Annotated in this window: 25 protein-coding genes; 12 read left to right on the top strand and 13 right to left on the bottom strand. The window is 68.1% G+C overall.

All coding sequences use genetic code 11. The features are described 5' to 3' along the window. Entirely contained in the window at positions 1-1,242 is a 1,242-nt protein-coding gene (locus MJ603_RS16330) for an MFS transporter (protein ID WP_243064815.1), read from the bottom strand. A 57-nt stretch (positions 1,243-1,299) separates the two neighbouring features. Between MJ603_RS16330 and MJ603_RS16325 the strand changes: the two genes are divergently transcribed. Together MJ603_RS16325 and MJ603_RS16320 are read left to right on the top strand one after the other, a co-directional pair. Continuing rightward, entirely contained in the window at positions 1,300-1,665 is a 366-nt protein-coding gene (locus MJ603_RS16325) for a helix-turn-helix transcriptional regulator (RefSeq protein WP_243064814.1), read from the top strand. 142 nt (positions 1,666-1,807) lie between these two features. Further along, positions 1,808-2,404, top strand: a complete 597-nt coding sequence (locus MJ603_RS16320; RefSeq protein WP_243064813.1) for a GNAT family N-acetyltransferase — start codon at positions 1,808-1,810, stop codon at positions 2,402-2,404. 95 nt (positions 2,405-2,499) lie between these two features. Here the strand turns inward: MJ603_RS16320 and MJ603_RS16315 are convergent, their stop codons facing one another. Together MJ603_RS16315 and MJ603_RS16310 are read right to left on the bottom strand one after the other, a co-directional pair. Further along, entirely contained in the window at positions 2,500-3,474 is a 975-nt protein-coding gene (locus MJ603_RS16315) for a DUF559 domain-containing protein (protein ID WP_243064812.1), read from the bottom strand. Positions 3,475-3,617: 143 nt separating this feature from the next. Next, positions 3,618-5,030, bottom strand: coding sequence for an aspartate aminotransferase family protein (locus MJ603_RS16310; protein WP_243064811.1), 1,413 nt, complete (start codon positions 5,028-5,030; stop codon positions 3,618-3,620). Positions 5,031-5,196: 166 nt separating this feature from the next. Between MJ603_RS16310 and MJ603_RS16305 the strand changes: the two genes are divergently transcribed. Continuing rightward, positions 5,197-5,937, top strand: a complete 741-nt coding sequence (locus MJ603_RS16305; RefSeq protein ID WP_243064810.1) for an alpha/beta fold hydrolase — start codon at positions 5,197-5,199, stop codon at positions 5,935-5,937. A gap of 51 nt (positions 5,938-5,988) precedes the next feature. On the opposite strand, the gene MJ603_RS16300 is transcribed toward MJ603_RS16305, so the two are convergent. Further along, positions 5,989-7,122, bottom strand: a complete 1,134-nt coding sequence (locus MJ603_RS16300) for an FAD-dependent oxidoreductase (protein WP_243064809.1) — start codon at positions 7,120-7,122, stop codon at positions 5,989-5,991. 74 nt (positions 7,123-7,196) lie between these two features. Between MJ603_RS16300 and MJ603_RS16295 the strand changes: the two genes are divergently transcribed. Both MJ603_RS16295 and MJ603_RS16290 read left to right on the top strand, forming a co-directional pair. After that, positions 7,197-7,814, top strand: coding sequence for a TetR/AcrR family transcriptional regulator (locus MJ603_RS16295; RefSeq protein WP_243064808.1), 618 nt, complete (start codon positions 7,197-7,199; stop codon positions 7,812-7,814). A 52-nt stretch (positions 7,815-7,866) separates the two neighbouring features. After that, on the top strand, positions 7,867-8,970 hold the full coding sequence (locus MJ603_RS16290; protein WP_243064807.1) for a dipeptide epimerase: 1,104 nt from the start codon (positions 7,867-7,869) through the stop codon (positions 8,968-8,970). Between the two features lie 7 nt (positions 8,971-8,977). On the opposite strand, the gene sigJ is transcribed toward MJ603_RS16290, so the two are convergent. After that, positions 8,978-9,994 (bottom strand): RNA polymerase sigma factor SigJ, encoded by a 1,017-nt coding sequence (sigJ, locus tag MJ603_RS16285; protein ID WP_243064806.1) that lies wholly within the window; start codon positions 9,992-9,994, stop codon positions 8,978-8,980. 147 nt (positions 9,995-10,141) lie between these two features. Between sigJ and MJ603_RS16280 the strand changes: the two genes are divergently transcribed. The 4 genes from MJ603_RS16280 (at position 10,142) to MJ603_RS16265 (ending at position 13,952) form a co-directional block, all read left to right on the top strand. Continuing rightward, entirely contained in the window at positions 10,142-11,347 is a 1,206-nt protein-coding gene (locus tag MJ603_RS16280) for an NAD(P)/FAD-dependent oxidoreductase (protein WP_243064805.1), read from the top strand. 73 nt (positions 11,348-11,420) lie between these two features. Next, positions 11,421-11,897: a nuclear transport factor 2 family protein gene (locus MJ603_RS16275; protein WP_243064804.1), complete on the top strand. Its 477-nt coding sequence runs from the start codon at positions 11,421-11,423 to the stop codon at positions 11,895-11,897. Next, complete coding sequence (locus MJ603_RS16270) at positions 11,894-12,313, top strand: hypothetical protein (protein WP_243064803.1); 420 nt, start codon at positions 11,894-11,896, stop codon at positions 12,311-12,313. The genes MJ603_RS16275 and MJ603_RS16270 overlap by 4 nt, the downstream gene beginning before the upstream one ends. Then, positions 12,300-13,952, top strand: coding sequence for a multicopper oxidase family protein (locus MJ603_RS16265; protein ID WP_243064802.1), 1,653 nt, complete (start codon positions 12,300-12,302; stop codon positions 13,950-13,952). Before MJ603_RS16270 ends, MJ603_RS16265 begins: the two co-directional genes overlap by 14 nt. A gap of 131 nt (positions 13,953-14,083) precedes the next feature. Here MJ603_RS16265 and MJ603_RS16260 read toward each other — a convergent pair whose 3' ends face one another. After that, positions 14,084-16,561 carry a PKD domain-containing protein gene (locus MJ603_RS16260; protein ID WP_243064801.1) on the bottom strand — a complete coding sequence of 826 codons (2,478 nt, stop codon included), beginning with the start codon at positions 16,559-16,561 and terminating at the stop codon, positions 14,084-14,086. Between the two features lie 273 nt (positions 16,562-16,834). Next, positions 16,835-17,632 (bottom strand): serine hydrolase, encoded by a 798-nt coding sequence (locus tag MJ603_RS16255; protein WP_308220612.1) that lies wholly within the window; start codon positions 17,630-17,632, stop codon positions 16,835-16,837. A gap of 222 nt (positions 17,633-17,854) precedes the next feature. Here MJ603_RS16255 and MJ603_RS16250 point away from each other — a divergent pair, with 222 nt between their 5' ends. Further along, a complete protein-coding gene (locus tag MJ603_RS16250) occupies positions 17,855-19,321 on the top strand; it encodes an FAD-binding oxidoreductase (protein WP_243064799.1) in 1,467 nt (488 codons plus the stop codon). Positions 19,322-19,364: 43 nt separating this feature from the next. Continuing rightward, entirely contained in the window at positions 19,365-19,691 is a 327-nt protein-coding gene (locus tag MJ603_RS16245; protein WP_243064798.1) for a cupin domain-containing protein, read from the top strand. Here MJ603_RS16245 and MJ603_RS16240 read toward each other — a convergent pair. Both MJ603_RS16240 and MJ603_RS16235 read right to left on the bottom strand, forming a co-directional pair. Further along, on the bottom strand, positions 19,670-20,143 hold the full coding sequence (locus MJ603_RS16240) for an SRPBCC domain-containing protein (protein ID WP_243064797.1): 474 nt from the start codon (positions 20,141-20,143) through the stop codon (positions 19,670-19,672). The two genes, MJ603_RS16245 and MJ603_RS16240, sit on opposite strands and share 22 nt — an antisense overlap. Further along, positions 20,136-20,492 (bottom strand): helix-turn-helix transcriptional regulator, encoded by a 357-nt coding sequence (locus MJ603_RS16235; RefSeq protein ID WP_243064796.1) that lies wholly within the window; start codon positions 20,490-20,492, stop codon positions 20,136-20,138. The genes MJ603_RS16240 and MJ603_RS16235 overlap by 8 nt, the downstream gene beginning before the upstream one ends. A gap of 65 nt (positions 20,493-20,557) precedes the next feature. Between MJ603_RS16235 and MJ603_RS16230 the strand changes: the two genes are divergently transcribed. Next, entirely contained in the window at positions 20,558-20,944 is a 387-nt protein-coding gene (locus MJ603_RS16230; protein WP_243064795.1) for a nuclear transport factor 2 family protein, read from the top strand. Between the two features lie 6 nt (positions 20,945-20,950). On the opposite strand, the gene MJ603_RS16225 is transcribed toward MJ603_RS16230, so the two are convergent. The 4 genes from MJ603_RS16225 to gabT form a co-directional block, all read right to left on the bottom strand. Next, positions 20,951-21,979: an alpha/beta hydrolase gene (locus tag MJ603_RS16225; protein WP_243064794.1), complete on the bottom strand. Its 1,029-nt coding sequence runs from the start codon at positions 21,977-21,979 to the stop codon at positions 20,951-20,953. Positions 21,980-22,019: 40 nt separating this feature from the next. After that, complete coding sequence (locus MJ603_RS16220) at positions 22,020-23,372, bottom strand: NAD(P)/FAD-dependent oxidoreductase (RefSeq protein ID WP_243064793.1); 1,353 nt, start codon at positions 23,370-23,372, stop codon at positions 22,020-22,022. Between the two features lie 136 nt (positions 23,373-23,508). Continuing rightward, positions 23,509-24,975 (bottom strand): NAD-dependent succinate-semialdehyde dehydrogenase, encoded by a 1,467-nt coding sequence (locus tag MJ603_RS16215; protein WP_243064792.1) that lies wholly within the window; start codon positions 24,973-24,975, stop codon positions 23,509-23,511. Further along, a complete protein-coding gene (gene gabT, locus MJ603_RS16210; protein ID WP_243064791.1) occupies positions 24,965-26,326 on the bottom strand; it encodes a 4-aminobutyrate--2-oxoglutarate transaminase in 1,362 nt (453 codons plus the stop codon). The genes MJ603_RS16215 and gabT overlap by 11 nt, the downstream gene beginning before the upstream one ends. Between the last annotated feature and the right edge of the window lie 56 nt (positions 26,327-26,382).

The raw sequence follows: 26,382 nt of genomic DNA, 5'->3' as shown, positions 1-26,382 counted from the left end.
TCAGCCGGCGACCACCCGCTCGCCGGGCTCGCCCGATGCGGTGCCGGGTGCGACCGGGGTCGCCGTGGCGGGCATCCGTCGCCTGGCGTAACCGACGAGGAACAGCGTCAATGCAAGGGCACTCACGACGGCACCGGTGACAGGCACGAGCCACGCCCCGGCGATGGCGATCGACGCGTTGCCGAGCGGCGGGGCGATCGCGATGCCGAGGTACATCGCCGTCGAGAACCACGCGAGAGTGACAGGCGCCTGGCTCGGTTCGATGGCGACGAGCCTGTGCTGCACCGGAATGCTCAACGCCGCAGCGACCGCGCCCCAGACGAAGAACACGACGACGGATGCCGCGAACGACCACGCGAGAACAGCCAGCGCCAGCAGTACGACGATCTGCACTCCGAGGCCGATGACGGCTGTGGTGCGGCTTCCGACCCGGTCGGTGAGCGGTCCGGCAGCGGCATTGCCCAGGATGCCCGCCACCCCGTAGACCAGCAGCAGCACGGCGAGCAGCGCGCCGGAGCCGCCCGTGGCCACGTGCGCCACCTCGGCCGAGAAGATGTAAACCACGTTGAATCCGGTGGTCACGAACAGCGCCGCTCCGAGGGTCGCGAGCACTCGAAGATCGGCAAGCGGCGCGAGCCTGCGTCGCAGCGGAACACTCGCCGGAGTCGGCATGCCGCGGAACAGCAACGGAATCGCCACGGTGACCAGCAAGCCGATGGCGACGAGGCACCACATCGGCACCCGCCAGTCGGAGAGGCTGCCGAGTTCGGTGCCGAGGGGTGAGCCGATCGCGACGGCGAGCGTGAAACCGCCGCCGACGACCGCGAGAGCCCGGCCTCGTCGCTCGGGCGGCACCAGGCCGGTGGCGACTGCCGCGGCAGTCGGCACGAGCGCTGCCCCACCGAGTGCGGCGACGAGTCGTCCGATGACGAAGAGCGCGAGCGTGTCGCTCGATGCCGCGATGGCAGCGCCAGCCGCGAAGAGCAGCGCGCCGCCGGCCATCAGCATGCCGCGGGGCACCCGGGACATGACGATCGACACGATGGGCGATGCCACCGCCACGACAAGCGAGTAGACGGTGATGGAGTAGCTGACGGCAGCCTGGCCGGCGCCGAGATCGTGGGCGATCTGCGGCAGCAGTCCCGCGATGACGAACGCGTTGGTGCCCACGATGAACATGGACAACCCGAGAAGTAGCAGTCGAACGGTCGAACCGCGATATGATTGTTCGATGACGGTCATACGGTCAACGTAGACCGATGGTTCGATGTTCGTCAAACTATTTTTTCGGAGGATCACGTGGCCGAGGAGACCGCAGCGACGAACGAGCATCCGTCAGACGTCGATCCCGAGCACTGGAACGTCGAGAACTATCCGGTTCCCGACATGGCCGACGTTCAGCTCATCGATGTGCTGCGTGCCGTCGCCGATCCGATCCGCCTCGAGATCGTGCGGCGCATCGCCGACGGCAAGCCTCAGCCCAAGTCCCGCGACACGTGGGGCTTCGACGTGCAGAAGTCCACGCTGTCTCACCACTTCAAGACACTGCGCGAGGCAGGGCTCATCCGCTGGCTCGTGAACGGGCGCCAGCACGACATCCAGCTGCGGCGGGCCGAGCTCGACGATCGATTCCCGGGACTCATCGACTCCCTGCTGGCCGACTGACCCGCCCCGCCGACCGACCCGCCCCCGACCGCAGCCACTTCGTGCAAGTGCAGCCGGCTGAACTGGCTGCGGTTGCACGAAGTGGTTGCAATCGGAGGCTCGCAAGCGGTCGAGAGTCGGTGGCCGCACGTACGCTCGAAGCGTGGTGAAGCGCATCGCGCTGGAAGGCGCCGACATCGAGGTGGTTGCCGCCACCGGTCACTGGGACGGCTTCTACGAGGTCGTCGGCGTGAAGAAGCCCGGCGGCAACGGATGCTGGTGCATGTCCTACCGCGACACCAGCGTTCCCGGCGACGCGCGCGGCGCATACATGAAGGCCGAATGCGAGTCCGAGCCCGGCCCAGGCGTTCTCGCGTACGTCGATGGCGAGCCGGCCGGATGGTGCTCCGTCGCGCCGCGCTCCACCTATCGCCGCCTGATGAACTCGCGCACGATCCCGTTCGTCGACGATCAGGATGCCTGGAGCACCGTCTGCTTCGTCGTGCGTCCCCCGTATCGCGGCCAGGGCCTCATGCACACGCTTCTCGACGGCGCGGTGCGTCACGCGCGCGACCACGGGGCGGCCGTGATCGAGGGGTATCCGATCGAGGTGGACGCTCCAGGCGGCGGTCGCGTCGACATCATCTCGGGCTACGTCGGCACCACGTCGCTGTTCGAGGCATCCGGATTCGAGCGTGCCGTCAAGACGACGGCGCACAGCGGCGGCCGCGAGCGCTGGGTGATGCGCAAGCGGTTGTAATCCCTCTTCTCGATTCCGGTCTCGAAATCTGTGGCATCGGGCTTCGTCTGCCACCAAGTTTCGCGACCGGAACGGAGAAGCGAGGCGGGGCTGCTTCAGCGACGAGCCAGGGCTTTCGACACTCTTCGCACGAGCTCCGTCGGGTTCGCGAGCAACGTCGTCGTCACCTCGATCACGGTCCATCCCGCGTCGCGGAACGCAGCGATGCGTTCGACGTCGGCCGCCCACGTGTCGCGGTGGAGCATCCCGTGGTATTCGACGATCACGCGCTGCCGACGGTAGAGCATGTCGACACAGCCCTGGAATCGGCCCGATTCGTCGAAGACATCCACGTTCAACTCGGGCTCAGGAAGGCCTGCGCTCACCAGCTCGTACCTCACGCGCGATTCCCTCGGCGACCAGGAATCTTCACGAATCAGCTCGATCGCGGCGCGCAGAGTCGGCGCGCCCCTCCTGCGTCCGGTCGCGAGCGCGGCCCGCAAATCGGCGACGGTCGCCAGTGGCGGCCTTCCGGCGTTCGGCCGCCCGAATCCCGTCCGCCACGCGCGGCAGAAGAAGTCGCCGAGGGCGATCGAATCGGGCAAGGACAGCGCTCCGAGGCTCGCCCACGTGGACGCCGCCGACGTGACACGCAACCCATCGCGCTTTGTGACAACGACACCCGAGTGCGCACGATGGCGCACGACGCCAGCCGTCCTCGGCAATGCGACCGGGCCGACGGCGCTCACATGTAACCCGAGTTCGGCACCCAGCACGAGGTCGTTCAGCTCTGTGAACGTCAGGGGGAGCGGGCCGCGATAGATCGATACCGCAGTCTCGTGGCTGAAGAAATGATCGGGATGCATCCGCGGCAGGTACTCGCGAGCTCGAACGATGCGGGATCGGCGCTGCCGCTCGTAGGGATCGATGTCGTCGTCGGAATACGCCTCCCCTGTAGGCCGTCGCACACCGTGAAAGGGGCGTGCGAGATCCGCCGCTCTGAGGCGCTCGTAGGAAATTCCCATACGCAGCGCACGCGCCACACTGAAGGTCCCGCCGAGCTCCGGCGGAAGACCACGTTCGGCTCCCATGGACCGACGGTCCCATCGAACGAGGAGACGCCGCAGAAGTTCTCCCCATCCACCCCGCCGTTCCCGTCCCAGTCGCGAAAATTGTTGGAATCGGAGTGCAACTATCCCAATTTGCGCGACCGGAACGGGGGCGTGCGGTTGGACTACAGCCGGTTCGACGCCTCCGTCAGCACGCCGTGCAGAATCTCGCGGATCTGCGCGAACTCGGTAGGCCCGATGGTCAGTGGCGGCGACAGCTGGATGACGGGGTCTCCACGGTCATCCGCTCGGCAGTACAGCCCGGCGTCGTAGAGCGCCTTCGACAGGAATCCGCGCAGCAGACGCTCGGACTCCTCGTCGTTGAACGTCTCCTTCGTCTTCTTGTCCTTCACCAGCTCGATGCCGAAGAAGTAGCCCGCGCCGCGCACGTCGCCGACGATCGGCAGGTCGAGCAGCGTCTCGAGTTCCGCACGGAACAGCGGTGAGTTCTCGCGCACATGCTCGTTGAGGCGTTCCTCCTCGAAGATGTCGAGATTCTCCAGCGCAACGGCCGCCGAGACGGGATGCCCGCCGAACGTGTACCCGTGCGGGAAGGATGCCTCGCCGTGCTTGAACGGCTCGTACAGCTTGTCGCTGACGATGCAGGCGCCGATGGGCGAGTATCCGCTCGTCATCGCCTTGGCACAGGTGATCATGTCTGGCTGGTAGCCGAGCTCCTCGCACGCGAACATGCTGCCGATGCGGCCGAAGGCGCAGATCACCTCGTCACTGACCAGCAGCACGTCGTACTCGTCGCAGATCTCGCGTACGCGCTGGAAGTATCCGGGAGGCGGAGGGAAACATCCGCCAGCGTTCTGCACCGGTTCGAGGAAGATCGCGGCGACGGTGTCCGGGCCCTCGAACTCGATCATCTCCGCTATGCGGTTCGCGGCCCACTGGCCGAAGGCCTCGAGATCGTCTGCCGGAGCGCCGTGTTCGGCCGCACGGTAGAAATTGGTGTTTGGCACCCGGAACCCGCCTGGGGTGAGCGGCTCGAACATCTGCTTCATCTCGGGGATGCCTGTCAGCGCAAGCGCTCCCTGCGTCGTGCCGTGATACGCGATGGAACGCGACAGCACCTTGTGCTTCGTCGGCTTGCCGCGCAGCTTCCAGTAGTACTTCGCGAGCTTGAACGCCGTCTCGACGGCCTCGCCGCCACCGGTGGTGAAGAACACGCGATTCAGGTCGCCCGGCGCATAGCCGGCGAGCCGGTCGGCAAGTTCGATGGCCGACGGATGCGCATACGACCAGATCGGGAAGAACGCCAGCTGCTCCGCCTGCTTGGCGGCCACCTCTGCCAGCCGCTTGCGGCCGTGACCGGCGTTCACCGTGAACAGTCCGGCGAGTCCGTCGATGTACTCCCTGCCCTGGATGTCCCAGATCTTGTGTCCCTCGCCGCGCACGATGATGGGCACGCCTGAGCCGTCCTCCATCACCGACTGCCTGGCGAAGTGCATCCACAGGTGGTCGCGGGCTTTCGCCTGCAGCTCTGCGTCGTCGTAGCCGGATCCTGTCGTCACGGTCTGCGTGCTCGTCATCGTGCCCTGCCTTCCCGTCGCCGAACGCGACGAAACGTCATCCCACCATTCTGCTGACGACGGATGCCCACGGTCACCCCGCGCGGACGAATCGCCCGATTCCCCCGTGATTCACGCTCGACCGTCCCCTGTCGATCACGTAGCGAGGCGGGAATAGCATCGGAGGATGAAGCGCGCCAAGGCCGGCATGCTCACCATGCTCGTCGTCTGCATCTCAGCACTCTCGCTGAACGGATGCTCCGCCACTGCGCGCCCGCACGTCGCGACGACGACCGCCGCGACGTCTTCACCTGTGGCATCCGTCGCACCCTGCCTCGCCGAGGAACAGCACGTTCGCGCGGTCACCGTCGACGGCATCGACGTGCAGATTCTCGGTACGTCGCACCGCGCCGTCGTCGTCTCCAACCAGAGCGGTCAGGACCTCTGCGGCTGGAAAGACCTCGCCGACACGCTCGTCGCGCAGGGAGACGAGGTGGTGCTGTACGACTACCTGGGGCCCGCCGACGACAACGCCGAAGCGATCACGTCGTGGATGCGATCCCACGGCGCGCAGAGAGTGGCCCTTCTCGGCGGATCGCAGGGTGCGAAGGCCTCGATCATCGCCGCCGCAGCGTTGAAGACTCCGCCCGAAGCGCTCGTCGCGCTTTCGGCCGAGCAGTACCTGGAGGGCGAAGACGTGGCGAAGTCCGCCGCGAAGCTGCGCTGCCCGACGCTGTTCGTGACGGCGGATCACGACCCGTTCGACTCCACCTCGTCGAACGAGGAGTTCCAGAAGGAAGCCCCTCCGGGCGTGAGCACCCTCACCGTCGTGCCGGGGTCGGATCACGGCATCCAGCTGCTGGATCACTCCGATGTGCGCACACAGGTGTTCGCGTTCCTCGCCGCGCATCTTGGTGCCGTGAACTGAACCTGTCGCGGCGTGCGAGCCGGGTCTCGACACGCGTCGCCATCGGCGGCGCTACTCGACCAGCGGGGTGCTCTGCATTCGCGTCATATGCATGATGCGCAGCACGAGATTGCGGGTGCCGAGCCCGAGGGCAGTCCTCGGCACCACCTGGCCGGCGGCGGTGCGTACGCCGCGCTGCTTCGGTGCCACGAGCATCCTGTGCCGCCGTTCGTACTCCGAGAAGGCCGTTGCGGGATCATCGGGATGCGCGGCGACGGCGTCTGCCAAGGTCCTCGCTCCGACGATCGCGAGGCTGGAGCCGTCGCCGAACAGTGAGACCGATGAGGCTGCATCTCCGAGGAGCCCGACCCGGCCCGTCGACCACGAGTCGAGCCTGATCTGCGTCACCGCGTCGAAGTAGACGTCATCGGCGGCGATGAACCGTTCGACGAACTCCGGCACGCGCCATCCGAGGCCGGCGTAGGCATGCGTCACGATCTGCGCGGGCTGCGCAGCGTCGCGATGGTCGTACTCGCGGTCGCTGTGAAAGATGAAGGCGCCGATCGGGATGCCGTTCGACGGGTGCAGGCTGAACGATCTTCCCGGTACACCGAGCATGACCATGTCGGCGGGGTCGACCTCGGCGCCCGGCGCCGAGACGGTTCCGACGAACATGCCGAGGCGATGGGCGAATCGCTCCTCCGCGCCGAACTCGAGCGCACGCACGCGCGAGTGCTGGCCGTCCGATCCGACCACCAGGTCGTAGTCGCCGGTGCCGCCGGACTCGAACTCGACGGTGACGCCCGTCGCAGACTGCTCGATCGCGGCGATGGCATCGTCGAATCGCACGTCGGCTCGGGTCGCGGCCGCATCGAGCAGCACGCCGGCGAGCTCCGCCCTCGGCACCTCGACGCTCTGCTTCGACCCTCCGACAGCGGATGCCGGTACCGCTGCCACGCGACGCCCGTCACGATCCACCAGCACGAGACGTTGCACGCTCGTTGCGGCCGCCCTGATGCGGTCGCCGACGCCCATTCCCTCGACGATCCGCAACGCGTCGTCTCGTACATCGACCGGATTGCCGCTTGATCTCTGGCCGGTCGCCTTCTCGACGACAGTCACGTCCCAGCCTCTGCCTGCCAGCTGCCAGGCCAGGGTCGAGCCGGCGATGCCGGCCCCTGAGATCAACGCCCTGCGTGTCATCATGTCTCCTCAACATTTTTGCACTCAATGCGTGTTCGCATCGAGTGCAATCTAGCAACGAATGCTAGAATTGCACTGTGAAGCAGCAACCGGCACCCGCACCCCAGCAGCCGATGCGCGAGCGCAAACGCAACGAGACCCGCGAGCGCATCATCAGGGCCGGAGTCGAGCTCTTCGCCTCGAAGGGCTACGACGAGACGACCGTGGCCGATATCGCGGCGGCGGCGGACATCGGAACGCGCACGTTCTTCGGCTACTTCGCGGGTAAAGACGCGCTCCTCTTCGGCGCAGGCAACGGCCGGACCGAGCTCGCTGTGCGGATCATCGGCGAGGCGGCCGACGATGAGCAGCCCGCCCGCGTTCTGCTTCGTGCCCTTGACGAAGCGTCGACCGACTCGGACGAGGACCTCGTGAACGAACGGGCCGTCCTACGGCTGCGGCTGGTCGGTTCCGTGCCTGCCGTGCGCGCGCGGGGTGCACTCGCCCAACTCGAGGGCGTCAAAGCGATCGGCGACGCGCTGGTCGCCCGATTCCCGGCGTTGGATGCCGCCCAAGCCGCCGGCCTGGCCGGAGCGTTCGTGGGCGCCAGCGCCGCCGCGGTACAGACTGTGCTGCTCGACGCGACAGCCGGGACGTCCGCCGAACGCGCGGCGCGCATCCATTCGGCCGTCGCCGCCGGTCTCGGCCTCGAGTGACGTTCAACCAGCACACATCCCCGCCTGCCGACTCGCAGAAAACGAAGGTGCCATGACGACGATCGCCGAGGTTCGGCTCCACCGCAGAACGGTCCAATTGGTGCGGCCGTTCGTCACCGCCGTTCGCACCGCGACATCGATCGACGCCATGCTCGTCGAAGTCGTCGACCGTGACGGTCGCAGCGGATGGGGCGAGGCGCCGACGAGCTGGCGTGTTACGGGCGAGAGCCCGGAGAGTGTGACGGCCGCGGTCGAGGGTCCGCTGAGCGAGGCGGTCGTCGGGATGCCGATCGACGATCCCGCCGGCGCGAGTCTCGCCCTCGAGCGCTCAGCCGTGCGCAACTCCGCCGCCCGCATGGCGATGGACTGCGCGATCTACGACCTCGCGGCGCAGCAGGCGGGAGTCGCGCTGCACGCGCTGCTCGGGGCATCCGCTGCCCGGGTGCGCACCGACATGACGCTGTCGGCTGTCGCGGAGGCCGCAGGCATCGACGAGCTGGTCGAGACGGCCGTCCGGCATCGGGATGCCGGCTTCCACACCTTGAAACTCAAGGTGGGTGCCGGCGCGGACGACGTCGCCGCCATGCGTGCCGTGCGGGATGCCGTCGGCCGCGAGATCACGCTGCGCGCCGACGCGAACCAGGGATGGATGCCCGAGCAGGCCGTCGACATCATCCGCGCGTGGGAAGACCTCGGCCTCGCGGTCCAGCTCATCGAACAGCCGGTGCATCGTGACGACCTCGACGGCCTCGCGTTCGTGACGGCGCACGTCGACACCCCGGTGCTCGCCGACGAGAGCGTCTGGACGACCAGGGACGCCCGCGAGGTGATCGCCCGCCACGCGGCCGACCTGATCAATATCAAGCTCGCCAAGACCGGCGGCATTCGCGAGGCGCTCGCCGTGCGCGACCTTGCCGCGAGCGCCGGCATCGCCACGATCGTCGGCTGCATGATGGAGAGCCAGGTGGGCATCGCCGCGGCCGCTGCGGTCGCTGCGGCGGTCGACGGCTCGGCGGCCGGCATGGCGCACGACCTCGATGCGGGATTGTGGATGAGCGAGTCGCCCGTGCTGGGCGGCATCCGCTACGACGGAGAGACCGTCACGATGTCGGACCAGCCGGGCCTGGGGATCATCGACTTCTCGCCGGTCGAGTAGCCCATGCTCACATCCAGGGCTTCAGCTTCTCGGGGTTGCGGATCGTCCAGATGCGCTTGATGCGATCTCCCTCCACCTCGAACGCATACACCGATACCGTGACACCATCGCGCTGGGCGATCAGACCGGGCTGCCCGTTGACCGTGCGTTCCGAGATGATCAGGTCGCGGAAGACGTCCTTCAGCTTCACGAACGAACGGACGATCTGATCGATGCCTTCGATCGGGTGCAGCACGGTGTTCACGCGTCCGCCTCCGTCGCTGGTCGCCGTGACGTCCGGGTCGAGCAGGCCGACCAAGGCGTCGATGTCGCCTGCCTCCCACGCCACCTTGAAGTCCCTGACGAGGCTCGCCTGCTGGGCGGTCGGCGCCGATGGCGTCCGCGAATCGCGAATGCGTTTGCGCGCCGACGAGGCCAGTTGACGGCACGCCCCCGGCGAGCGCCCGACGATCTCGCCGACCTCTCCGAACGAGTAGCAGAACACGTCGTGCAGAATGAACGCCACACGCTCGGCGGGTGTCAACGACTCGAGCACGACGAGGAACGCCATGTTGATCGACTCGTCGAGCGTGACCCGATCGGCCGGGTCGACCGAGGCGCCGCCCGACCGTCCGGTGAGCCACTGGGTCGACCCGGGAACGGGCTCGGGAATCCATTCCCCCACGTAGCTCTCGTGTCGCACGCGGGCTGACGACAGCACGTTGAGACAGAGCCGGCTGGTCACCGTCGTGAGCCAGGCGGCCGGCGATCGAATGGCATCCTGTTCCTTCGGCGACATCTCGTACCAGCGCTCGTACGCCTCCTGCACGACGTCTTCGGCGTCTGCCAGGGAGCCCAGCAGCCGATATGCCAGGCCGATCAGCTGTCGCCTGGTGTCATCGACGACATTGGAGCCGCGATCAGGCCGGTCCTCACCGTGCCCGGACGCACGGTCGCCGGAAGCTCCCTGTCCGGATCCGCCGTTCTCGGACTTCGCAGGCTCGGACTTCGTGGTCATGATCTCGTCGACTCCCTCTGAACGCATTCTTCCCTCATAGGTACGACAGCACAGCAGCCCGATTCGTCAGGTTCCACCCTCGCCAGGTCGATCTCCTGACGTTCGGCGACGTTGTGCTGTCGGTGTAGTGAGACGCCGCGAAGCACACGGCGACCGAGCGAAGGGAACGTCGTCATGACGGCATCCGAGAAGAACAAGCGTCACAAGGTCGTCGTCATCGGCGGCGGTTACTCCGGGGCACTTGCCGCGAACCACCTCCGGCTGGGCGACGACATCGACATCACACTCGTGAATCCCCGATCGGAGTTCGTCGAGCGCGTTCGTCTGCACCAGTTGGCCGCGGGCACAAGGGATGCCACCGTCGGCTTCGACACGATCCTCGCCGACGACGTGCGGCTCGTCGTCGACACGGCGACGCGCATCGACACCCGCGCGCGCACGGTTCACCTGGCATCCGGCGACACGCTCGACTTCGACTACGCGATCTACGCGGTGGGCAGCACCGGGTCGATCCCGTCGTCGGTGCCCGGCGCCCGTGACTTCGCCGTATCCGTCGCCGAACTCGAGTCTGCTCGACGCATCCGTGCCGCGCTCGAGACGCTGCCGCAGGATGCCCCGATCACCGTGGTCGGCGGCGGCTTGACCGGCATCGAGACGGCGGCCGAACTCGCCGAGCAGGGACACCGGGTGACGCTCGTCGGCGGGGGCGCGATCGCTGCGTCGTTCAGCGCGGCGAGCCGTCGGTACATCTCGACGTGGCTCGAGCGGCATCACGTGTGGGTGTTCGAGTCCGAAAAGGTGACCGAGGTGCGGTCCGACGCCGTGGTGCTCGATGACGGAACGGTGCGCGCGAGCGCCCTGACCATCTGGACCACGGGATTCGGCACCCCGCAACTGGCGGCGGCGAGCGGCTTGACCACCGACGACCTGGGCCGGCTGCTCACCGATGAGACGCTCACGAGCGTCGACGACGATCGGATCGTGGCGACCGGGGACGCCGCGGCACCGTCCGGCCACCCCGTGCGCATGAGCTGTCAGGCCGCCGGCCCGCTCGGCGCCCAGGCCGCCGACACGGTGCTGAGCCGCGTCGCCGGCAGCGAGCCGAAGCTCCTCGACGTCGCCCTGACCGGATCCTGCGTGAGCCTCGGAAGGCGTGCGGCTGTGCGCCAATTCGCTCACAAGGACGACAGCTCGACCAACATGAGCCTGACCGGCCCTCTCGGCGTGGCGTACAAGGAGTTCACGAGCTGGTTCAGCGTACGCAGGATCCGCATCGAGTCCCGTCGGCCCGGACTTCTGCCCTGGCCCAAGGGCGGTCCGCGGCCCCAGCAAGCGGTCAGGGCTACGCGCCAGAACACTGCCGCGACGAACCGGGCGTGACATTCCGGCTCCGACGCGTGTCATATCCGTTGTCCGCTACCGCACGACGCACACCAGACGAAGGAACGAAACGATGACCACACAACAGCAGACACCGACGGATGCCCGACGCGCGGCCGACGAGGCACAGATCCGCGCCCAGATCGATGCACTCATCCAGAAGCTCCACGAAAAGGATCTGGATGCCCTCAGCCGCATCTACTCGGCGGATGTCGTGTCCTTCGACGTGGAGCCGCCGCTGCAGCACGTCGGACGGGACGCGAAGATGCGCAACTGGGTGAACGCGTTCGCGATGTTCGACGAGTTGAGCTACGAACTCCGCGACCTCGCGGTCGAGGTCGGAGACGTCGTGGCCTTCGCCCACGGCTTCGGCCGCATCAGCGGAACACTGAAGAACGGCGCCACGACCGACGGCATGTGGGTGCGTGGAACGTTCTGCTTCCGCAAGATCGACGGCGAGTGGCTGATCGTGCACGACCAGGCATCCGTGCCGCTCGACTTCCGCACCGGCCAGGGTGTGACCGACCTCGAGCCGACAGCCGAGCCGTGACGACGATACGGGCATCCGCAACCCGCACCTGGCCGAGCGGGTGGGTGTTCCGCGTAGTCGTCACGCTGCACCTGGTCGCGGTCGTTGCGCAGCCGGTGTTCGCCGGGGTGTACCTCTCCGGTGACTTCGACGCGTTGGGTTGGCATGAGATGGGCGCGAACGTCGTCACGGGTTTCGGCTACGCACAGCTGATCGTCGCGATCGTGGTGTTCGTGCGTCTACGCGTGCGTTGGGCGCTCCCGATGTCGATCGGCGTCGCCGTGGCCGAGACCCTGCAGTACTACGTGGGAGAACACGGTCCGCTGTGGCTGCACATCCCGCTCGGAGTCGGGATCGTCGTCGCACTCGTCATGCAGTTCGTGACGGTCTGGCGTCGCCCCATCGCGAAGCAGGAGAGCGGCGATGCGCGAGCGTGATCGTGGCGGTCTGACCAGACGTCAGCTGCTGGGCATCGGCGGATCGCTCGGTCTGATGACAGCGGCCGGATTCTCGACCGCGGCCGTCCTCGGCACGAGACCGGCGAGCACGTCGGCGCAGCTCATCAGCCGAGTCCCGCTGCCGAGTCCGTACACGGTTCCGCTGCCGATCCCCGCCGTGCTGAAGCCGGTGAGCACAACGGGCGGCGTCGACCGGTACGAGCTGACGCAGCGCGAGGTGCGCACCCAGATCCTGCCCGGTGTGAGTTCTCGATTGTGGACGTATGACGGCACCTTTCCCGGACCCACCATTGAGGCACGGCGCGGCCGGCCCGTGACCATCGAGCACAGCAATGAGCTGCCTGTGCCGACGGTCGTGCATCTGCACGGCGGGCACACACCGGCAAGCTCCGACGGCTACCCGACCGACCTCGTGCTCCCCCACGGCTGGAGCGGAGTCGCCGGCAGCGAAGCGAATGCCTCCAGCGGCATGCACGACATGTCGGACATGCACGGCATGACGGGTATGGATGCCATGAGCGGCATGCACGACCCGCGCGCTGTCGTCACGCGGCTGCACCGCGAGTACACGTACCCGTCGCAGCAGCGCCCGACCCAGCTCTGGTACCACGATCACCGTATGGACTTCACCGCGCCGGCGATCTGGCGAGGCCTCGCCGGCATGCACATCATCCGCGACGATGACGAGCAGAGTCTCGGGCTGCCCGCTGGCGACCGCGAGCTTCCCCTGATGATCACGGACCGTGCGTTCGCCGCCGACGGCGACCTCGCCTATCCAGCGCTCGACCCGACGCTGAAGAGCAGGCCGGGGGTCGAGGAGCGCTACGTCGGCGGAGTGTTCGGCGACGTCATCCTGGTCAACGGCGCACCGTGGCCGGTGCACGAGGTCGATGCGGCGCGCTATCGGCTGCGCATCCTGAACGCCTCGAACGCCAGGCAGTACAACCTCGAGGCGATCACCGACGACGGACGCAAGCTGAACCTGGTGCAGATCGGTGCCGACCAGGGTCTGCTCGCGACGCCGGTGACGCTCAGTGCCGTTCCGATCGCCCCGGCTGAGCGCTACGACGTGGTCATCGATTTCACGGGCATGCCGATCGGCTCCCGCGTCAGGCTCGTCAACACGCTCGGCAGCGGGCGCACCAGGGACGTGATGGCGTTCCGCGTCGCGCGCGCTGCGACCGACGGCAGCCGGATTCCGCACACGCTCGCCACCGACCTGCCGACGTGGCGGCGATCGGATGCCTCTGCCGTGCGCGACTTCGCCTTCCGCGCAGGACGCATGGGCTCCGGCCAGGGCTGGCTGATCGACGGCAAGCCGTTCGACCCCGATCGTCCCGACGTCACGACCGCCCTCGGCGATGTCGAGGTGTGGCGGCTGATCGCCGACGCGGACCACCCGGTGCATCTGCACCTTGTCGGGTTCCGCATCCTGACACGCAACGGGCACGAACCGCTGCCGCATGACACCGGACTCAAGGACACCGTGTCGCTGCGGCCGGGTGAAGCGGTCGAGATCATCACGAGGTTCGAGGGCTGGAGCGGTCGCTACCTCTTCCACTGCCACAACGCGGAGCACGAAGACATGGGGATGATGGCGAACCTCGAGCTCGCGTGAGGCTCACAGCCCCTCCGCTACCCGCTGGTCGAGTAGCGCCGCCGCAGGCGACGCGTATCGAGACCCGCCGATGCGAGGGTCTCGATACGCGAGCCGCTGCGCGGCGCGCTACTCGACCAGCGGGGGCGGCCTCAGTTCGCCGCGCCCAGGCAGGTGCGCGCCGAGCGCGCTGCGGCCGGTGCCGTGGTCTCGCCCGAAGGGAGCGCGCCGTGCACCGCGTAGTACGCGAGGTCGGTGGCCCGCTCTTGGTTCTGCGACGCGGTCGCCGCAGCACCGTTGGCGTAGAGCGTCGCGCCGGGCAGCGTCGTGCGCGGTGCGGTCACGTAGTCGAACGGCGTGCTGCCCGGGTCGACTGCCGACGGATTCGCCCACCCGCACGTGTTGTACTCGAGTGCGTTCGTCGCCGCCTGTCCGACCGTGATCACCAGCTGCTGACCCGACAGGGTCGCCGCCCACGCCACGGCGAACGACGTGGTGACCTGGCTCTGCGGGAGTCCAGCGGCGTCCGCTGCCGCATCGGCAGCGCTCTGGTCATCCGGTCCAGCCGAATACAGCAGCACGCGATCCGCGAAGGATGCCGGCGTGCTCGGCAACGACGCCGTCGTCCACGGCCCGCTCGGCGGAGCCGTGTCGCCGGTGGTGTCCATCGCCGGACCAGACGCCGTGTCGAGATAGACCTGGATCGGCTGATGCGCGACCGGGAAGGCACTGATGCCGGTCACGGCCGTCGCCGTCCCCGGCAGCGGGGCTGCATGCCAGCCCGTGCCGTCGTTGTACGTGACGGCTGGGGTTCCGTTCGCTCCGAGATAGGCGATCGCTGTGCCCAGCGGATGCTTCGGCCCCGACGCGCTCAGCGACCCCGGCGGCTGCGCGAACGTGCCGAGCACTCCCGAGACCGCCGTAGGCTGCAGGTAGTTCGCGGCCGACACCGCGCTGCCAGTGGCCGGACTGCCGGGAAGCGTCGACGAACTCCATGCGCCGCGGGACTTCTGCGTGAGCTCGACGAGCCCGGCGGTCCCGTGACGTCCCGGCGTCCGCGCACCGGACACGACGACCGCGGCCTGACCGGACGGGGTCGTGACGGCGGCGAGAGAGACATTCTTCGCATCCGTGGTCACCTGCAGTGTCTTCGTCGGCCACGCCTTGCCCGCCTGCGACGTCACCGTGAGCTGCCCCGTCGTGCCGAGCGCGAAGATGCTCGGACCGTCAGCGGTCTCGGCGAGCGTAAGGGGTGCAGCGCGGAACGACGAGTGGGACAGCGTGCGAGTCGACCACGTTCCGGACTGCTGGCTGGTCTCGGCGAGCCGGCCGCTCGCATCCACGAAGAAGACCGCCGGTCCGGATGCCGTCGCCGCGGCCACCACGTCGCCGCCCGCCGCCGGGGTGCCCGGCAGCGTCGCACTCACCCAGTCGGCTCCGTCGAAGTACGTCTCCGCCAGCGTCCCGTCGGCCGCACGATAGAACGCGTGCGGGGTCGTTGCGGAGTCGGCTGCGGCGTCGGGATACGCGAGCGCAGCGATCGCCCCGGTGGATGCCGGGGTTCCTGCCGCGGCGACCTGCAGCCAGCTCGCGCCGTTCCAGACATCCGCTGCCAGACCGCTCGAGGAGCGCACGAACCGGTAGTACGACACCGGATAGCTGGAATACCAGGTGGCGGTCGAGGGCACGGCCGCAACACTGGTGGATGCCGCCAGTACCGTCACGTTCTTGCGCTGAGTGACGATGGTGCCGAGGTTCGAGGTCGCCGTCGTTGTGATCGTGTACACGCCGGGCGTGGAGAACACGTGCGTCACGTCGGCTCCGGTGGCGTTGGTCGTGCGCCCGTCGCCGAAGGTCCAGTAATAGGCGGTGATGCTTCCGCCCTTCTCGGCCGCGCTGGCGTGGAAGGATGCCTCGGTTCCGGTGACCGCGGTGCTCGCACCGGAGATCGTGGCGTGCGGGATCGCCTTCTGGGCCGCGGTCGGCGGGGAGACGAGCACCCACTGCTCGCCGGCGCCCCAGGTGTTCGCCGCGAAGGTCGTGAGGTTCAGGTTCGTGTCGTGCTCGACGTGAACGTTGGTCGCGGCGAGGAAGTCGCCATTGACCATGTCCACCGTGCCGTCGGCGTTCACCGCAGAGACGATGCCGACGTGGTCGGCGTAGCGGGTGGCGCTGATGGCGCCGGAGCCGAAGAACACGACGGCGTCGCCGACGGCCGGGGTGCCGACATCCGCCTGCGGGGTCTGGCCGTCATCGAGCGCCCACTGATAGAAGCTGGATGCCGCTGCATTGATCGTGTTCATGTCCTGCGTCACGCCGGCCTGCTGCCACACCCACTTGGCGAAGTCGGAGCACCAGTTCTCGTTGGAGTTGCGCACCTTGAACGTCGAGTCGTAGCCGCAGCCGTTGGAATTGGCGGAGAAGCCCGCGACCATCGTCGTGTAGGGATTGCAGTTGAGGCCGGAGAAGCTCGTCGCCACCGGGTTGTCACCGTTGCCGACCTGGCTGAGGGCGATCTTCGCGATCGTGTCGCCGAGGGCGGCCGTGCTCGGAGTGGATGCCGTCGCCGCAGCCGCGGACGAGGTGTCGGTGGGCGTCGCTGCGACGGCAGGCTGCGCGAGTGCGAACATCCCGACTATCGCAAGCGGAATCACCCACGCGACCCAGCGCCGACGTGGTGCGTGCGGTGGAGCATCCCCTCGGCGAGAGCCGACTCGTTCACGACGTGCGCTGGCCACTGTGCCATCCCTTCGTTGGGCGAGGTCGGCCCTGTCGGGGGCCGCCACGATCCTGGTGCCCCGAACGGGGGACACCACCCTCTGGGCTACCACCACGACAGGACCGCCGTCAATGCCCGACGGCGTGGCGGTGCGCGAATCGGTCCGAGGGATGTCCGACGGCGCCTACCGCAGCAACGCCTGCGCGACCGCCCGGATGACCTCGCGCCCTTGCTCCGGTTCGAACCCGCGGGTGCACACGGCGAGCAACCGCCGCGAGCGCGGCTCCCCGACGAAGGCGACGTCGTGCTCGACGCCCGGCACGTCTCCCGACTTGGAGCCCCACGGCGTTCCGGCCGGCACGACGGAACCGATCCGCGGATGCTCCTGCCCGGCAAGCACCTCGCGCATCCAGTCCCCGCTCCGCTGCGTCGTCATCCGACCGCCCACGATGCCGGCCATGACCCGCACGAGATCCTCAGCGGTCGTCTCGTTGGTGAGTCCTGCGCGCACGGCTCGCGCGTCGCCGATGCGCCGCTGCATGCGCGTGCTCGTCGCGCCGCAGAGCCGGAACGCCCCGGCGATCGCGGAGGCGCCGAGTCGGTCGAAAAGCACGTTCGTCGCCTCGTTCGACGAGCGCCGGATCATCATCGTCACCAGGTCAGCGATGGATGCCCGCGCCCCGTCGGCGGGGAATTCAGGGTCGCGGTCGTCCGGGTCGAGCACGAACGTCTCACCGTCACGGCTCCCGGGTTCGAGCGTGGGGTCGAAGGCGAACTCGTGTCGACACTCGAGCGTGTCGTCGAGACTCAGCTCGCCGCGTTCGGCGGCCAGTACGGCGGCGAGCATCACGCCGAGTTTCACGGTGGATGCCGCGTAGAAGACGGTGCGCGCGTCTCGCGTGGCGAGCATCCTGCCCTCCCGGTCCGCCAGGGCGTAGGCGACGATCGGGATGCCGTCACTGCTGCGCGAGACCACTGGCACGGCATCCCTCCACTCCTCGTATCGCACGGTACCGCAGGTCCGTCGCGCCGCGACGGCGGACGGATCGGCCGGAACTCCGTCGATTCGCGACTGAATCCAGCGAGCAGGGCATCACGGCGATTGCGACAATGGACACAGGCAGCGGTGTCGAGACACGCGCAGCCACCACGCAACCGCGCCGGCGAGAGTCGCCGGCGCAGAACGAGCCGAGTGAGGCATCCCATGGGCACAACAGTGTTCGAGCGCCAGCGCCCGAGCGCCGCCACCGTCGATCACGCTCTGGCAGGCACCGCCAGGGGTGTGTTCTGGCTCGAGGATGCCCCCGGCGACGCCTACCCGTCGCTCACCTCGAGCACCACGGCCGACCTCGTCGTGGTCGGCGGCGGGTACTCCGGCCTCTGGACGGCCCTGCTCGCCAAGCGCCGCAACCCCGACACCACGGTCGTGCTGCTGGAGGCGAAGACGATCGGATGGGCGGCATCGGGCCGCAACGGCGGTTTCGCGGAATCGAGCCTTACGCACGGCGAGGAGAACGGACGCACTCGGTTCCCCGACGAGTACGACCAGCTTGCGCGCCTCGGCCGCGAGAACCTCGATGCGATCGAGGCGACGATCCGCGACCTGAAGCTCGACGCGGATTGGGAACGCAACGGATCCATCGATCTCGCCATCGAACCGCACCAGGTCGAGTGGCTGCGCGAGGGCGCGGGCGACGACGCCGTGTTCCTCGACGAGGCGGCGATGCAGGCATCCGTGCACTCGCCGACCTATCTGGCCGGTCTGTGGCACACGAAGGACGGCGCCATCGTGCACCCTGCAAAGCTGGCACGGGCTCTCGCGCGAGCGTGCGCGGATGCCGGCGTGCAGCTCTTCGAGAACACCCCCGTCACCGAGCTGGTCACGTCCGGCGTGCGTGCCGGGGGTGAGGGCGCGGCAGAGGGTGTCGACGTGCACGTCTCCGCCCGCGATCTCACCGGGAGGCCGTCGGCCGCGGTGGTGCGCGCCAAGAAGGTGGCGCTCGGCACGAATGTGTTCCCGTCTCTGCTGAAGCGAAACCGGCTCTACACGGTTCCGGTCTACGACTACGTGCTGATGACCGAGCCGCTGACGAACGCCCAACTGGATGCCATCGGCTGGCAGGGCAGGCAGGGGCTCGGCGACAGCGCCAACCAGTTCCACTACTACCGGCTGAGTGCCGACAACCGCATCCTGTTCGGCGGATACGACGCGGTCTACCACTACGGCGGCCGTGTGCGCGACGAGTACGAGGTGCGCGAAACGACGCACCGCCGGCTCGCCGAGCACTTCTTCACGACGTTCCCGCAGCTCGAGGGTCTGAAGTTCACCCACAAGTGGGCCGGCGCGATCGACACGTGCAGCCGGTTCTGCGCGTTCTACGGCAAGGCGCGGGACGGGCGCATCGCCTACGCGACCGGGTACACCGGGCTGGGTGTCGCAGCCACGCACTTCGGTGCGGAGGTGATGCTGGACCTGCTGTCAGGCATCCACACCGAGCGCACCGAGCTGAAGATGGTGCGCACGAAGCCGATTCCGTTCCCGCCGGAGCCCGTGGCATCCGCCGGCGTCAACATGATGCGGTGGGCGCTCGATCGGGCAGACCACCACGACGGCAAGCGCAATCTGTTTCTGCGCACGATGGATGCCGTGGGCCTCGGCTTCGACTCCTGACCCCGGTTCGCCTCGGTTCGCAGCGCACGAGGATGATGGAGACATGAACGCACTGGATGCCGAGCTCGTCTTCACGCCGGTCGACCCCGCGCAGGTCGTCGAGGGCTCGCCGACCACCGGTGAGGCCGTGCTGTCCGACCTGAACGGCACGGAGATCGGTGTCTGGGAGATGACGGCGGGCGCGATGAGCGATACCGAGATCGACGAGGTGTCTGTGGTGATCGCGGGATCCGCCACCGTCGAGTTCCTCGACAGCGGCCAGAGCCTCGAGGTCGGAGTCGGCGACGTCATCCACTTCGCGAACGGCGACCGCACGATCTGGCGCGTCGCCGACCACATCCGCAAGGTCTACGCGATCCCGGTCCCCTGACGACTCGTATCGCTGGTCGAGGGGGACAAGGGACGCCAGTCGTCCTGCCCGAGCGGATGCCCCGACCCGGCCGCCCGAAGCCGCGGCAGAAAGTGCGCCCAGCCGTAACGGTGTCCGGCGAGGCGGGCATCGGGAAGCCCGGTGTGCGTCAGCTCGACCCGAGTTCCGCCCACGATCTCGCGAAGCTCGAACGTCACGCGGGATGCGCCTGGCGGCAGGTCATCGCTGCCGAGCACGCCCCACGACACGACCACCCGACGCGGGCGCTCCACCTCGAGGTACTCCCCGCGGATCGGCGAGCCCGCGATGTCCACGTCGAATCGCCCTCCCTGGCGGGCGTCGAGCACCGCGTGCTCGCCCATCCACGCCGTCACGCCCTGCGGCGTGACGAGGTAGTCGAAGACCACGTCGGGCGCGGCGTCGATGTCGATGGACGTGCTGAAGTCAGGCATCCGGATGCCCGCTCTTTCGCTCGCCCGCCGGCTCGCCCTCCACCGCTGCCTTCAGCCGGGCGAGTTGTGCCGGCCAGAATCCGTCGAGATACTCGCGCACCGCGGCCAGCCCGTCCGTTCGCACCGCGAAGAGGTGGCGCGTGCCGTCGCGGGTCTCCTCCACAAGCTCCGCGTCGCGCAGCACCCGCAGGTGGTGGGAGACGACCTGTTGCGAGAGCGCGAGCGTGCCGGCGATGTCGCCGACCGCGCAGGGCCGGTCCCGCACTTCGGCGAGGATCGCGCGCCGGTTGCCGTCGGCGAGCGCACGCAGGCCGCGGTCGATGGCTGCTCCCCCGACATCCGCGCTCACACCCGAACCCTACCATCCACAATGTCACCCTTGTACTCATGTTCATTTGTATTTAGAGTGCAGACATGACCACGACAACACCTGCGGGCGTCGCCCGCTCATATATCGAAGCGGTCGGATCCCACGACCTCGACACCGTAGAGGGCCTGTTGGCCGCGTCTCTCGAGGCTCGTGTCGGGGCGGGCCGATCCGATAAGGCTCAATGGCTCGCTGCTCTGAATCGGCTCCTGCCGGCACTCGTGCGCAACGACATCCGGGATGTCTACGCGAACGGCTCGCACGCCTGCGTCGTCTACGACTTCGTGACGGACACACCTGCGGGTGGAATCGTCTGCGTCGAGAACGTGCACGTCGACGACGGACTCATCACCGACATCGAGCTGGTATTCGACAGAGTGGCGTTCGCGCCGGTGAACGAGGCGCTCACGGCGCGCGCCACGGCATCCGCCTGACACCGGCTACTTGCTGACCGTTCCCAAGAACGCGATCGTCGAGTTCAGCGCCGATCGTGCCGCAGCATCGTTCAGGTGGAACTGGTACTCGTGATGCAGCGGCGGCGTCTCATCCTTCGGGTAGAACACGGGGGTGACGGGCACGCCGAGGTCGTTCAGCTTGGCGGCCATCGGCTTCGACTGACCGGCCGTGAGCGGGTCGTCGTTGCCGCCGGAGATCCAGGTGGCCGGAAAGTCCTTCGTCACGTGGTCGATCGTGCTCATCTCCTTGCCGCCGGCCGTGTTCGACCAATCCTTCGTGCCGAAGTACGCCCACAACGCGGTGCGGAAGCCCCATCCGCCGATACCGGGCGCGGACGGAATCTGCGCAACGTTGTAGATGCCGCAGTTCAGCACGGTCGCCTTGAGCTGATCCGCGTTCAGGGCGGGACGGATGCCCACCTCGTGCGCATACGACGCATTCGTCGCCATGGCCGCGAGCTGGGCCGCGTACTGCGCGCCGGCCGAATCGCCGGCGAGCACGATGCTGTCGGGATCGATGCCGAGCTCGGATGCGTGCGTCACGAGGTATCCGAGCGCCGTGTTCAGCTGCTTCAACGCCACCGGATACTGCGCCTCCGGCGCCACCGTGTAGTTCAGCGCGACGGTCGTGTAGCCGTGCGACGCGATGATCTTCACGTACGGATCGACGTTGCGCTTGTCGCCCGAGATCCAGGCGCCGCCGTGGATCCACACCACCGTGGTGCGCGGCGTCACCGGTCCGGTCGGCGCGAAGAGATCGAACGTGGTGTCGGAGGAGCCACCGGGAGTGTAGGCGATGTTCGCGCGCTCCTTCACCCCGCTGTCCGGCACGTACTTCTGCATCACCACCACGGTCTGGCGGGCGTTCAGCTCGAACATCGTGCGAATCGCGAGCGAGCTCGGCCACGGACTCACGAACGAAAAGAGCGTGCCGAGTCCCAGAACGACGACGATCGAAGCTCCCGTGATGACGCCCCCGCGCCGATACCACGGCTTGCGTGTCTTCTCCCCCACGCGTCGACCCTAGCGGGCCGGCGGGAGGGAGATGGGGCGGTTACAGCAGCCCGGCGATCGCCTCAGCAGTGCGGCGCCCCATGCGGATCGCGCCGTCCACGTGCTGGTAACCCTCGCCAGCGAGGTCGCTGGACGAGAACCAGATCGGCCCGACGGGCTCGCGCAGGTCTGCCCCCCACCGTGCCAGTCCGCCCAGGTCGAAGCTCGCCGCGTACGCGCCACGGGTCCACTCCTCCGTGCCCCAGTCGCTCTCGTAGTACACGACGGGGTTCAACGTCTCCGGCCCGTAGTAGTGCGCCATCGACTCCAGAATGCGCGCCTTGCGCGCCTCGGCCGAAAGACGGAAGACATCGTCGGCGTTCGTGTCGGAGACGAAGCCGACCAGCGTGCCGCGCGAGTCGCCGTGGTTCGTGTTGTCGTACGACTCATGCACGAGTTGGTACGGGCTGAAGGCGGTGCCGGAGAGGCCGGCATCCCGCCAGAACGGGCGCTCGTAGACCGCGTGCACCTTGATCACGAATCCCATCGAGAGGTGCTGGTGCATCTGGTGCTGCAAGCGCGGCAACGGCGGATCGAAGCTCACCCGGCTGATCAGGTGAGGGGGCACGGCGAGGATCGCCTTCTTCGCGTGCACCTCGACGGCATCCGTGATCGCGGTCACACCGTCGTCGCCCCACCGCAGCGTGCGCACCGGATTGCTCAGCAGTACATCCTCGCCGAGTCGCTCGGCGAGCCGGATCGGCACCTGCTGCAGCCCGCCGACGACCCGTTCGTCGAGGATGAAGTCCGCGTCGACCAGGTGCGAGAAGCTGCCGGCGGATGCCGCCATCAGCAACGCCTGCAACGCCGAGAACGAGTACGCCGGCTTCGTCAGCATGGCGCCGGCGATGAAGAGTGCGATGTTGTCGCGCGCTTCAACGTCGTCCGTCTGCTGCGCGAGCCACGCGGTGAACGAGATGCGGTCGAGCACCTCGGCGTCCGGCGTCTCCCACGGGCGGTTCGGGTCGACGTGGGCGACCATCGCGTCGAGCTTCTCGATGAGCTCGACCATCACCCTCTCGGTCGCAGGCGGCACAGGGAAGATCTCGCCCTGGAACCGGCTCACCCTGCCGTCGACGTCGACATAGACACTGTCGCCCTCGCGGTAACGGGAGTAGCGCTCGAGGCCGAGCTCGGCGAGCGTGGCTTTGAGGGCATCCTGCTCGGGCGACACCCACTGGCCGCCGAGCTCGAGCATGGCGCCGTCGATCGTGTCGGTCCAGAGGCGGCCGCCGACGCGGTCGCGCGCCTCGAGCACGACCGCGCTGTGGCCGGCCTTCGTCAGCTCGTACGCCGCGGTCAGGCCGGATGCCCCGGCCCCGATCACGACGACGTCGCGCTCGATAGCGCTCATGGTGGTCTCTTTCGTGGTTGACGAACCTGTTCCGCGGTCGTTTGCGGAATCCGCGGCCGCTGATGGCCCGCGTGTCTGCGCAAACTGGCGCGGATGGTGGGGGACGGATGGTGGGGGACGGATGGAGGAGCGAACCTCAGGCGAACGGGTTCGGCGTCAGCGTGTACTTCGTCGAGAGGTACTCGTGGATGCCCTCGAGACCGCCCTCACGGCCGAGGCCGGACTGCTTCACACCGCCGAACGGTGCGGCGGCGTTCGACACCACGCCGACGTTGAGGCCCATCATTCCGGTCTGCAAGCGCTCGATCATGCGCTGTCCGCGAGCCAGGTCCTTCGTGAAGACGTAGCTCACCAGTCCGTACTCGGTGTCGTTCGCGAGGCGCACGGCGTCGTCCTCGTCGGTGAACGGCACGATCGCCAGCACCGGTCCGAAGATCTCCTCGCGCAGAATCTCGCTGCCCGACACGACATCCGTCACCACTGTCGGCTCGAAGAACGTGCCGTCGCCTGCCACGGCAGATCCACCGACGCGCAGCTTCGCGCCGCGCGAGACGGCATCGTTCACCAGCTCGGATGCCTTCGCAACGGCCTTGCCGTCGATCAAAGGTCCGATCGTGACGCCGTCCTCGGTGCCGCGTCCGATCTTGAACGCGCGGACCCGCTCGGTCACCTTCGTCGCGAACTCCTCCGCCACCGACTCGTGCACGATGAACCGGTTCGCCGCCGTGCAGGCCTCGCCGATGTTGCGGAACTTCGCGAGCATCGCGCCGTCGACCGCCTTGTCGAGGTCGGCGTCGTCGAAGACGACGAACGGTGCGTTGCCGCCGAGTTCCATCGACGTGCGCAGCACGTTCTCGGATGCCTGCTGCAGCAACCTGCGTCCGACCGGCGTCGAGCCGGTGAACGAGAGCTTGCGCAGCCGCGAGTCCGCGATGATCGGCTCCGACACGGCGCCCGACGTGGTGGTCGTGATCACATTGAGCACGCCGGCCGGCAGTCCGGCGTCGGCCATCAGTTTGGCGAAGTACAGCGTCGTGAGCGGCGTCAGCTCTGCCGGCTTCACGACGACGGTGCAGCCCGCGGCAAGCGCCGGCGCGATCTTGCGCGTGGCCATCGCGAGCGGAAAGTTCCACGGCGTGATCAGATAGCACGGCCCGACAGGATGCTGCGACACGATCATGCGACCGGTGCCCTCGGGGCTCACGCCGTAGCGACCGGAGATGCGCACGGCCTCCTCGCTGAACCAGCGCAAGAACTCGCCGCCGTACGTCACCTCACCTCGCGCCTCGGCGAGCGGCTTGCCCATCTCGAGCGTCATCAGCAGAGCGAAGTCGTCTGCGCGCTGCTGCAGCAGGTCGAAGGCGCGGCGCAGAATCTCCCCGCGCACTCGGGGAGCGGTGGCCGCCCAGGCATCGGCGGCCGCCACGGCCGCATCGAGGGCACGGATGCCGTCCCCCGGCGCGGCATCCGCAATGGTCTTCAGCGCGCGCCCGGTCGCCGGATCGAACACCGTCAGCTCGCTCGGCCGCTCCCCGGCCTTCCACTCGCCGCCGATGTACAGCCCGTCGGGTACGTCTGCCAGCAGTGCAGTCTCACTCAGCATCGGTCAGCGCCTTCCATACGATGTCCAGTCCTTCGTTCAGCAGTTCGTCGCTGATCGCCAGCGGCGGCAGAAAGCGGATCACGTTGCCGTAGGTGCCGCAGGTGAGCAGCACGACGCCCTGCGCGATCGCCGCGGCGAGCACGCGGGAGGTGAGTGCGGCATCCGGTCGTCCGGTGGCGGGGTCGACGAGTTCCATGGCCATCATGGCCCCGCGTCCGCGCACGTCTCCGATGCGGGGGTCGCCCGCGCGCATCGCGTTCAGGCGGCCGGTCAGCAGCGTGCCGATCTCAGCGGCCCGCTCGACGAGACCGTCCTGCTCGTAGGTCTCGATCGTGGCGAGTGCGGCCGCGCACGCGATCGGGTTGCCGCCGTAGGTGCCGCCGAGTCCGCCGGCGTGGGACGAGTCCATGATCTCCGCCCGCCCGGTGACCGCCGACAACGGCAGGCCGCCCGCGATCCCCTTCGCGGTGGTGACGAGGTCGGGCACGATACCGAACTGCTCGCTGGCGAACATGGTGCCGGTGCGGGCGAAGCCGGTCTGCACCTCGTCGGCGATGAACACCACACCGTTGTCGTTCGCCCACTTCTGCAGCGCCGGCAGGAAGCCCTCGGCCGGCACGACGAATCCACCCTCGCCCTGGATGGGCTCGATCAGGATCGCGGCGAGGTTGTCCGCGCGCACCTGCACCTCGATCTGGCTGATGGCACGCTCGGCAGCTTCCGCGCCGGTCAGGCCGTCCCGGTAGGGGTACGACATCGGCACGCGGTAGACCTCGGGAGCGAACGGTCCGAACCCGCTCTTGTAGGGCATGCTCTTGGCTGTGAGCGCCATCGTGAGGTTGGTGCGGCCGTGGTAGGCGTGGTCGAAGACGACGACGCCCTGCTTCTTCGTGTAGTGACGAGCGATCTTGATCGCGTTCTCCACAGCCTCGGCGCCCGAGTTGAAGAGGGCGCTGCGCTTCTCGAAGTCGCCGGGCGTGAGCCGGTTGAGCGCCTCTGCCACCTCGACATACGAGTCGTACGGCGAGATCGTGAAGCAGGTGTGCGTGAACTGCGCCACCTGGCGCTGCACGGCCTCGACGACCCGTGGAGCCGAGTTGCCGACACCTGTGACGGCGATGCCGCTGCCTAGGTCGATGAACGAGTTGCCGTCGGCGTCGACGAGCACACCACCACCAGCGGCGACCGTTGCGACGGGGATGCTGTGCCCGACGCCCTTTGCGACGGCCTGCGCCTTGCGCTCGAGCAGCCTGCGCGACTGCGGTCCGGGAATCTCGGTGACCACTCGGCGCTCCTGCGGGAGCCCCGGCCCTCCGACGATGGCTGCACTCGTGGTGTCGGTGACGGTCATGGACGTCTCGCTTCCTTGCTCGAACAGGTGCAGGCTCAGGATGACTGCAGCCTCAG

Source organism: Humibacter sp. RRB41, assembly GCF_022761015.1.
GTDB lineage: Bacteria > Actinomycetota > Actinomycetes > Actinomycetales > Microbacteriaceae > Humibacter.
The sequence above is the reverse complement of the archived record's forward strand: the minus strand, read 5'-3'. Positions and strand labels throughout refer to the sequence as shown.